This is a genomic window from Actinoplanes sp. NPDC048791, assembly GCF_040650095.1.
GTDB lineage: Bacteria > Actinomycetota > Actinomycetes > Mycobacteriales > Micromonosporaceae > Actinoplanes.
Window position 1 is genome coordinate 1 of the sequence record NZ_JBEZGQ010000306.1, and the last position, 8,367, is coordinate 8,367.

The window sequence follows — 8,367 nt, forward strand, 5'->3', positions numbered from 1 at the left end:
GGCGCACCCTCGGCCGGCGCACCCTCGGCCGGCGCGCCGTCGGCCGGGGCATCGGCGCCTGCGGTATCAGGGAACGCCCGATCATCGGCGGCGAAGGACGACGCGCAGCGGGACGCGATCTGGGCCGACGGCTCGATCAACCCGAACAGCGACGACACCGACGGCCGCAGCGACATCACCCTCAAGCTCCGCGAGCCGGTGCGCGCGCTGGAACTCACCGTCCGGGTGGCGCCGACGGCCGGGCTCGTCGACCAGGGCAGTACGCACGACGTCACCGGCGCCACGATCGAGACCACCGTGGTCCGCGACAAGGACGCGCTGGTCTACCACTTCAAGCTGGCCGGCGGCGCCACCCTGCGCGCGGGCACGTACGTCTTCACCGCGAAGTACGGCTACGACAACGAGGGCGGCCGGGACGCCGGTGACGACAGCTACTCGGTGACCGCCACGACCGTCGAGGACGGCGCCGAGCTGAAGGTCCGGGGCGACTTCTTCTGAGGAGTCACTCCGCCACCGGATCCGGTTCGGGCTCCGGGTCCGGCACCGGCTCCGGGTCGCTGAGCTGCTCGCGCAGGTAGTTCCAGAACACGGCGATCAGCGCGGCGACCGGCACCGCCAGCAGCGCGCCCACGATCCCGGCCAGGCCGCTGCCCAGCGTCACCGCGAGCAGCACCACCGCGGCGTGCAGGCCGAGGCCGCGGCTCTGCACCATCGGCTGGAACACGTTGCCCTCGAGCTGCTGCACCGCCACGATGATGGCCAGCACGATCAACGCGTCAGTGGGTCCGTTGAAGACCAGCGCGATCAGCACGGCGACCAGCCCGGCGAAGAGCGCACCGACGATCGGCACGAAGGCCGTCACGAAGGTCAGCACCGCGAGCGGGAGCACGAGCGGCACCCCGACGACCCAAAGGCCGAGGCCGATGAACACGGCGTCGAGCAGGCCGACGAACGCCTGGGAACGGACGAACGCGCCGAGGGTGTCCCAGCTGCGCGCGGCGACCGTGGGCACGTCGACGGCGAGCCGGCCGGGCAGCTGCCGGGTCAGCCAGGGCAGGAAGCGCGGCCCGTCCTTGAGGAAGAAGAACATCAGGAAGATGGCCAGCACGGTGGTGACGATGCCGTTGACCACGGTGCTCACGCCGGTGACCGTCGCGGTGACGATGCTGCCGACGCTGCTCTGGATCCGGTCGATCCCGGCGTCGAAGGCCGTGGAGACCTGGTCGTCGCCGATGTTCAGCGGCGGCCCGGCGGCCCACTCGCGGATCTGCTGGATGCCGTCGACCACGCCCTTGGCCAGCTCACTGGACTGCGAGGCGACCGGCACCACGATCAGCACGATGACGCCGATGGCGACCAGCAGGGACACCAGGGTCACGGTGGTCGCGGCCAGCGCGGGATGCCAGCGGTGCCGGCGCAGGAACCGGGCCAGCGGCCAGGTCAGCGTGGTCAGCAGCAGGGCCACCACCAGCGGCCAGATCACCGACCACATCTTGCCCAGCAGCCACAGCACCACCCCGGTCATCACCAGGAGCACCAGCACCTGCAGGGATATCCGGGCCGACGTGCTCAGGGCGGCCCGGGTCTTCGTGGAGCTCAACGTTGCCGGCATGCGATCACCCTAGAGATCTACCCCCCGCGTGCGCATGGTGAAACGCCCGCCGGGTTCAGCCCTTGTCGGCCCCGGCGGTCAGGCCCTCGGTCAGCAGCCGCTCGGCGGCGAAGAACAGCACCACGATGGGCAGGGTCAGCACCACCGACCCGGCCATCAGGACCGTCTTGCTCACCTCGATGCCGCCGGAGAGCTGCGCCAGGCCCAGTGACACCGTCCAGTCGTTGCGGTCCTCGACCAGGAACAGCAGGGCGAAGAGGAACTCGTTCCAGGCGATCATGAAGACGTACAGGGCGTTGGCCATCACCGCGGGGGCCGCCAGCGGCAGGATCACCTTGCGGATGGTCTGCAGGCGGGAGTAGCCGTCGACCGCCGCCGCCTCCTCCAGGCTGACCGGGATCGTCGACAGGTAGTTGCGCAGCATGTAGATCGACACGGGCACGGTCTGAGCGATGTAGACGATGGTCAGGCCGGCCAGCGAGCCGCGCAGGCCGAGCCGGGTGAACAGCACGAACAGCGGGATCGCCAGCAGGATCGACGGGAAGAGGTAGACCGACAGGAACAGGAAGTGCACCTGGCGCCGCCCGACGAACCGCAGGCGGCTGACCGCGTACGCGCCCGGGATGGAGACCAGCAGGGTCAGGGCCGTGGCGGCGATCGAGACCAGCGCCGAGTTGGTGAGGAAACGCAGGAAGCCCTGGCCGCCGCGGCCCGACGGGGTCAGCACCTCCCGGTACGTCGAGGTGGTCCACTCGGCCGGCCCGACCCAGAGCTTGCCCGGGTTCTGCAGCACCTCCTCGATCGGGCGCAGCGACAGCAGCAGCATGTAGAGGAACGGGAACAGCGTCACCACGACGAGCACGGCGATGACGACCCGGCGCAGGACCCCGAACACCCGGGTCTCGACGGCAGCGCGGTCCATCAGTTCTCCTCCTCGCCTTCCACTCGTGGCGCCATGAACTTCAGGTAGACGACGAGCAGGACGATGAGCCCGGCGGCCAGCACCAGCGCCTGGGCCGAGGCGGCCCCGATGTCGAAACGCGCGGTGAGGAACTGGTAGACCCGGATGCTGACCACTTCCGTGCCGGCCCCGCCGCCGGTCAGCAGGTAGACGTCGTCGAACTTGTTGAACGTCATGATGAAACGCAGCACGGTCAGCAGGGCGATGACCGGGCCGAGCTGCGGCAGCAGGATGTGCCGGAAGATCTGGGTGGGCGCGGCGCCGTCGACCAGCGCCGCCTCCTCCAGGTCACGCGGGACGGCCTGCAACCGGGCGAGCAGGAACAGGAAGGCGAACGGGAAGTACCGCCACGCCTCGAAGGCGATGACCGTCAGCAGGGCCAGCGGGACGTCGAAGTGCCAGCCGAACAGCGACGCCTCGTACTCGCGCTGGCTCAGGAACGCGATCGGGCGGTCCCAGCCCAGGAAGCGCGTGCCCCAGTTGTTGGCGATGCCGAACTGGGGGCTGAGCATGATCTCCCAGACGAAGGTCACCGCCACGACCGGCGCCACGTAGGGCAGCAGCACCGAGGCGCGGACCATCGTGCGGCCGCGGAAGCGCCCGCGCAGGGCCAGCGCGGCGATCAGGCCGAACAGGATCGAGAAGAACGTCGCCCCGATCGTGTACGCCAGCGTGGTCCACAGTGACGACCAGAAGCCGGGCGAGGTCAGCACCAGCTCGAGGTTGGCCCAGGTGTACTCGCCGAAGAAGCCGGCCCGGCGCAGGTTGATCAGCCGGATCCGCTGGAAGGCCAGCATGACCGTCCACAGGATCGGCAGCACCACGACGACCAGCACCACGACCAGGGTGGGCGACAGGTAGATCAGCCCGGCCCGGTTCTCCTGCTGCCGCCGGGTCAGCGGCCGTTTCCCCGGCTTGTCCTTCACCGGGGAGACGGCCGCGGGCGGCCGGGTCGCGACCATTACTCGAGCGACTTCTGGATGCTCTTGACGTCGTCGGCGGCCCGCTTGGCCGCTCCCGCCGCGTCCAGCTCACCGCCGGCCAGGGCGTTGACCGCCTTGGGTACGGGCAGCTCCCCCAGTGTCGCCCCGACCAGGGCACCCTGTTTCTGCGGAAATCCCCAGCGCTGGAACGTGTCCGGGCTGTTCTGCAGCGCGGTGATGACGTCCTTGGCGTAGACGTCACCGAGCGGCTTCTTGGTGTCCACGCCGGCCGGCAGGTCGTTCCACGCGGTGGTGAACTTGGTGGCCTCCTGCTGGGTGCCCTTGCGCACCGGGAACTTGCCCTCCGGCGCGATGCCCAGCCAGTCGGTGTAGCCCTCGTTCATCATGTACTGGACGAACTTCTTGGCCGACTCGGTGTTCTTGCCGTCCTTGGTGATGGTCCAGCTGGTGATCTCGCCGAACTGTGACGGCTTGCCCGCGGGCCCGGCGATGGCGGTGACGATGCCGCTGTTCTTGGCCAGATACGCCGGGTCGGCCTTGCACTGCGCGCAGGTGGGCAGCGCGTCCTTGCGCAGGCCGGCCATCTCGTCGAGCAGGAACGAGGACCAGACCACCATGGCGGCCTTGCCGGAGAAGTACGTCGCGCGGGTGGTGTCCACGTCCTGCGCCCCGGGCACCGAGAAGTTCTTGACGAGGTCGCCGTACAGCTGGAAGGTCTGCACGCACTGCGGCGAGTCCAGGGTGACGGTCTTGTTCGCGTCGACCAGCTCGCAGCCGTTGCCCAGGGCCAGGTTCTCGAAGGTCTGCTCGGTGAAGGCGTCGTTGCCGATGGTGGACATGCTGATCCCGGCGACGTCCTTGGAGTTGAGCTGCTGCGCCGCCTGCCGGATCTTGTCGTAGGTGTCGGGCGCGGCCAGGCCGGCCTTGTCGAAGAGGTCCTTGCGGTAGAAGAGCAGCTGGGCCCAGCCGTCGGAGGGGATGGCCAGCTGCTTGCCGTCCTGACCGGTCAGCTCCAGCGCACGGGGCGAGAAGGTGCCGGTGCCGAGCGCGTCCACGACGGCCTTGCCGGCCTCGGTGTCCAGCAGGTCATTGGTGGACATCTGCGCCACCGCCCCCAGCGGCAGCGCACCGACCACGTCGGGCAGTGTGCCGGCGGCCGCGGCCGAGGTGATCAGGCTGCTGAACTGGTTCTCGTCCGTCGCGACGATCTTGATCTTGACGCCGCTCGCGGCGGTGAACTTGTCGGCGATGGCCTGGGTCGCCTGCACCCGGTCGGTCTGGTTCTCCAGGCTCCACACGGTCAGGGTGCCGCCGCCGTCGCTGTCGCCGCCACCGTCGTCGCTGCAACCGGTCAGCGCCGCGGTGACGAGCAACGCGGCCGCGGGCAGCCGCCAGAACCGTCCATGATCGATCTTCACGAGATTTCCTCTCGGTGACGCATCGATGTCACTTGTTACCGACGCATCACATCAAGGACTTGACCACCGTGCAACCGGTGGCACCGGCAGTGCCGAGATCAGACACCTTGACGCCGGTGAGGACGGCTGCCACCATCACCGCAGCCGATGTTTGCGTAAACATTGCCGAGCGAGGTCGCCCGTGACCGCCGCGAAACAGACCCCCGCCGCGAAGGAGACCCGTCCGCGTGAGATTCCGGAGCCTGGCTGCCGCCTGCACGGCAACCGTCCTCACCCTGAGCGCGCTGACCTGCGGGGATGCCCGCGCCGCCGAGCCGGCCGCCACCGCCGGACCCACTGTCACCGTGCGGCCCGATCCGTCGTACCAGGGGCAGGCGTTCGAAGGCTGGGGCACCAGCCTGGTCTGGTTCGCCAACGCCACCGGCGACTACCCGGCCGAGGTCCGCGAGAAGCTGGCCGACCTGGTCTTCGGTGAGCAGGGGCTCAACCTCAACATCGCCCGCTACAACATCGGCGGCGGCAACGCCCCGGACGTGCCCGACTACCTGCGCCCCGGTGGCGCCGTCGAGGGCTGGTGGCGGGCCCCCGCCGGCACGACCCGCACCGACGTCGACTGGTGGGACCCGCGGAACCCGGCGCACTGGAACCTCGACGCCGACCGGACCCAGCGCTGGTGGATCGACCGGATCAAGCGGGACATCACCCACTGGGAGACCTTCAGCAACTCACCGCCCTGGTTCCAGACCGTCAGCGGGTACGTCTCCGGCGGCTTCGACGCCACCCAGGACCAGATCCGCCCCGGCACCGTGGACGACTTCGCCACGTACCTGACCCGGGTGACCGCCGAGCTGGAGCGGGCCCACGGCATCACCGTGGACACGATCGACCCGCTCAACGAGCCGAACACGCCGTACTGGGGCACCAAGCTGGGACCCGACGGCAACCCGGTCAGCGGGCGCCAGGAGGGTGCGCACGCCGGACCCGCCCTGCAGCAGCAGGTGATCCGGGCGCTGGCGGCGAAGCTGTCCGCGGCCCGCAGCCACACCCGGATCTCGGCCATGGACGAGACCAACCCCGGCACCTTCGCGACCAACTGGAACGCCTACCCGCAGGACGTCCGGGACCTGGTCGCCCAGCTCAACGTGCACACGTACGGGACCGGGCAGCGCACCACCGTGCGGGACATCGCCAAGGGCGAGCGCAAGCCGCTGTGGATGAGCGAGGTCGAGGGCTCCTGGGGCGACGGGCAGAGCTTCACCAGCATGGCGCCCGGCCTGGGCATGGCCCAGCGGATGGTCGACGACCTGCGCGAGCTGGAGCCCTCGGCCTGGGTGTTCTGGCAGCCGGTCGAGGACTACGACAACATGAAGCCCGGCGGGGAGAGCGCCGCGGGCGCCAACTGGGGCAGCATCCAGCTGCCGTTCAACTGCACGGCCGCCGACACCCTGCGGACCTGCCCGATCTACACCAACACCAAGTTCGACACGGCCCGCAACTTCACCCACCACATCCGCCCCGGCGACCGGCTGATCAAGGTCGGCGACACCGCCAGCGTCGCGGCCGTCTCCAGCGGCGCGCGGGCCACGGTGGTCCACATCAACGACACGAAGCAGGCGCGCACCGTACGGCTGGACCTCTCCGCCTTCGGCAGCGTGGCCCGCAACGCCACCGTGACCCCGATCGTCACCAGCGCGGGCGGCGCCCTGCGCCGGGGCGCGCCGATCGCGGTCCGCGACCGCGCGGCGTCGATCCAGGTCCCGGCCGAGTCGGTGACCACCCTGCTGGTCCAGGGCGTCTCCGGAGTGGCCTCCGCCGCCGCCCTGGTGCAGGACGGCCACGTCTACCGCTTGCAGGGCGTGCAGAGCGGCCGGTCGCTCACGCCGGGCGGCACCGGTGCCGTGATCCGTACCGATGATCCGCGCAGCACCGAGCAGCTCTGGCGCCTCACCAGGCTGTCCCCCGGCGTCGGCAACCGCACCCGCTACGCGCTCGGCACCGCCGCCGGGGACCGGCAGCTCGCTGTCGTCGACGGCGCCGTGACCCTGGTGCCGGCCGCCCGTAAGCCGGGCCCGGGTGCGCAGTGGATCCTGTCGACCACCGGCGACGGCACGTCCACGCTGGTCAACGTGGGCACCGGACGCCTGCTGGAGGTCGGCGGCCAGGCCACCCAGGACGGCGCCGCGGTGTCGACCTGGCTGGCCAACTCCGGGGTCAACCAGCGCTGGCGGGTGATCGACGAGACGGTGCTCGGGATCGAGCCCACCGCGGCGTTCACCGTGCCCGGAGTCGCGCCCACCCTGCCGGCGACCGTCGTGCCGCGCTATCGCGACGGTGCCCGGGGGACATTGCCGGTCACCTGGCGGCTGCCGTCGGCGTCGGCGTGGAAGCGGGCGGGCACCGTACCCGTGCAGGGAGTCGCCACCGACGCACTCGGCCGGACCCACCGCGCCCTGGCCACGGTCGCGGTCGACACGCTGGTCTCGACGGTGCCGACCCGGGCCAAGGCCTTCGCGGGCGGCCGGCCGGCGCTGCCGGCCACCGTCACCGCCCTGGGCCGGCACGGCGCGCGGGTCGAGCGCCCGGTGACGTGGCAGGCCACGGCACCCGGAGCCTTCGACGCAATGGGAGTGGTGACCGTGGCCGGGCGGGCCGACGCGGGCGACGGCCGCACCCTGCCGGCCACCGTCCGCGTGCAGGTCACCCGCCCGGTCGAGCGGGACGCACCGTCCACCGGGGTCTCCGCCACCTTCACCGAGTCCGGCTACTCCCCCGACGGCCTGCGCAACGGCGTGCTGACCGACAAGGCGTGGTCCAACTGGCGGTCGGGGGCGAAGAACACCGCCGACACTCTGACCGTCGACCTGGCCGGACAGCAGGCCGTCAGCCGGGTCGTCACGCACTTCTACCGCGACGGCTCGGACAGTTACGCCGACACCCTGCAGGTCCAGGTACGCGCCCAGCAAGGCGCCAGGACCGACGCCGGCCGCCCGGTGACCGTCCCCACCGGCACGGCGACCGCCCCGGTGGTGGACGTCGCGACCACCGCCACGACGGACGCGATCCGGGTCGTGCTGACCGCGCGCCCGAACCAGCACATGACCGTCAGCGAGATCGAGGTCTTCGCCGCCGCACCAGGGACCTCACCGGACGCGGCTGCGGCGGGCATCGCCCTCGACGGCACCGCCCTGGCCGGCTTCGATCCGGCGCGTACGTCGTACTCGGTGCAGGCCCGGGGCAAGCTGCCCACGGTCACGGCGGTGGCCGCCGACCCGTACGCGACCGTGGACGTCCGCGGGCCGACCGCCCGCAACCGTACGGCGACTGTCACGGTCACCAGCGAGGACAAGTCGCAGACGCGCAGCTACACGATTGCGTTCCGGAGGTAGGCGGCCGGGCAGCGGCACCGCACCCCGATCGGCCATGATCTCCGGC

At 70.8% G+C, this 8,367-nt stretch carries 6 protein-coding genes; 2 read left to right on the forward strand and 4 right to left on the reverse strand.

Features of this window, described 5'->3' with window-relative positions; translation table 11 throughout:
* On the forward strand, positions 1–498 hold a 498-nt coding region (locus AB0C29_RS22085; protein ID WP_360822991.1), incomplete at its 5' end, for a hypothetical protein.
* Positions 499–502: 4 nt separating this feature from the next.
* Here the strand turns inward: AB0C29_RS22085 and AB0C29_RS22090 are convergent.
* The 4 genes from AB0C29_RS22090 to AB0C29_RS22105 are packed head-to-tail and all read right to left on the reverse strand — an operon-like array spanning position 503 to position 4,935.
* Positions 503–1,612: an AI-2E family transporter gene (locus AB0C29_RS22090; RefSeq protein ID WP_360822994.1), complete on the reverse strand. Its 1,110-nt coding sequence runs from the start codon at positions 1,610–1,612 to the stop codon at positions 503–505.
* Positions 1,613–1,667: 55 nt separating this feature from the next.
* Positions 1,668–2,534 carry a carbohydrate ABC transporter permease gene (locus AB0C29_RS22095; protein ID WP_360822997.1) on the reverse strand — a complete coding sequence of 289 codons (867 nt, stop codon included), beginning with the start codon at positions 2,532–2,534 and terminating at the stop codon, positions 1,668–1,670.
* The gene (locus tag AB0C29_RS22100) at positions 2,534–3,535 is read right to left on the reverse strand and encodes a sugar ABC transporter permease (RefSeq protein WP_360823000.1); all 1,002 of its coding nucleotides are present in this window, start codon (positions 3,533–3,535) and stop codon (positions 2,534–2,536) included. Before AB0C29_RS22100 ends, AB0C29_RS22095 begins: the two co-directional genes overlap by 1 nt.
* Positions 3,535–4,935 carry an extracellular solute-binding protein gene (locus AB0C29_RS22105; protein WP_360823003.1) on the reverse strand — a complete coding sequence of 467 codons (1,401 nt, stop codon included), beginning with the start codon at positions 4,933–4,935 and terminating at the stop codon, positions 3,535–3,537. The genes AB0C29_RS22100 and AB0C29_RS22105 overlap by 1 nt, the downstream gene beginning before the upstream one ends.
* 227 nt (positions 4,936–5,162) lie before the next feature.
* Between AB0C29_RS22105 and AB0C29_RS22110 the strand changes: the two genes are divergently transcribed.
* Positions 5,163–8,321: a glycoside hydrolase gene (locus AB0C29_RS22110; RefSeq protein WP_360823005.1), complete on the forward strand. Its 3,159-nt coding sequence runs from the start codon at positions 5,163–5,165 to the stop codon at positions 8,319–8,321.
* The last annotated feature ends 46 nt before the right edge of the window (positions 8,322–8,367 follow it).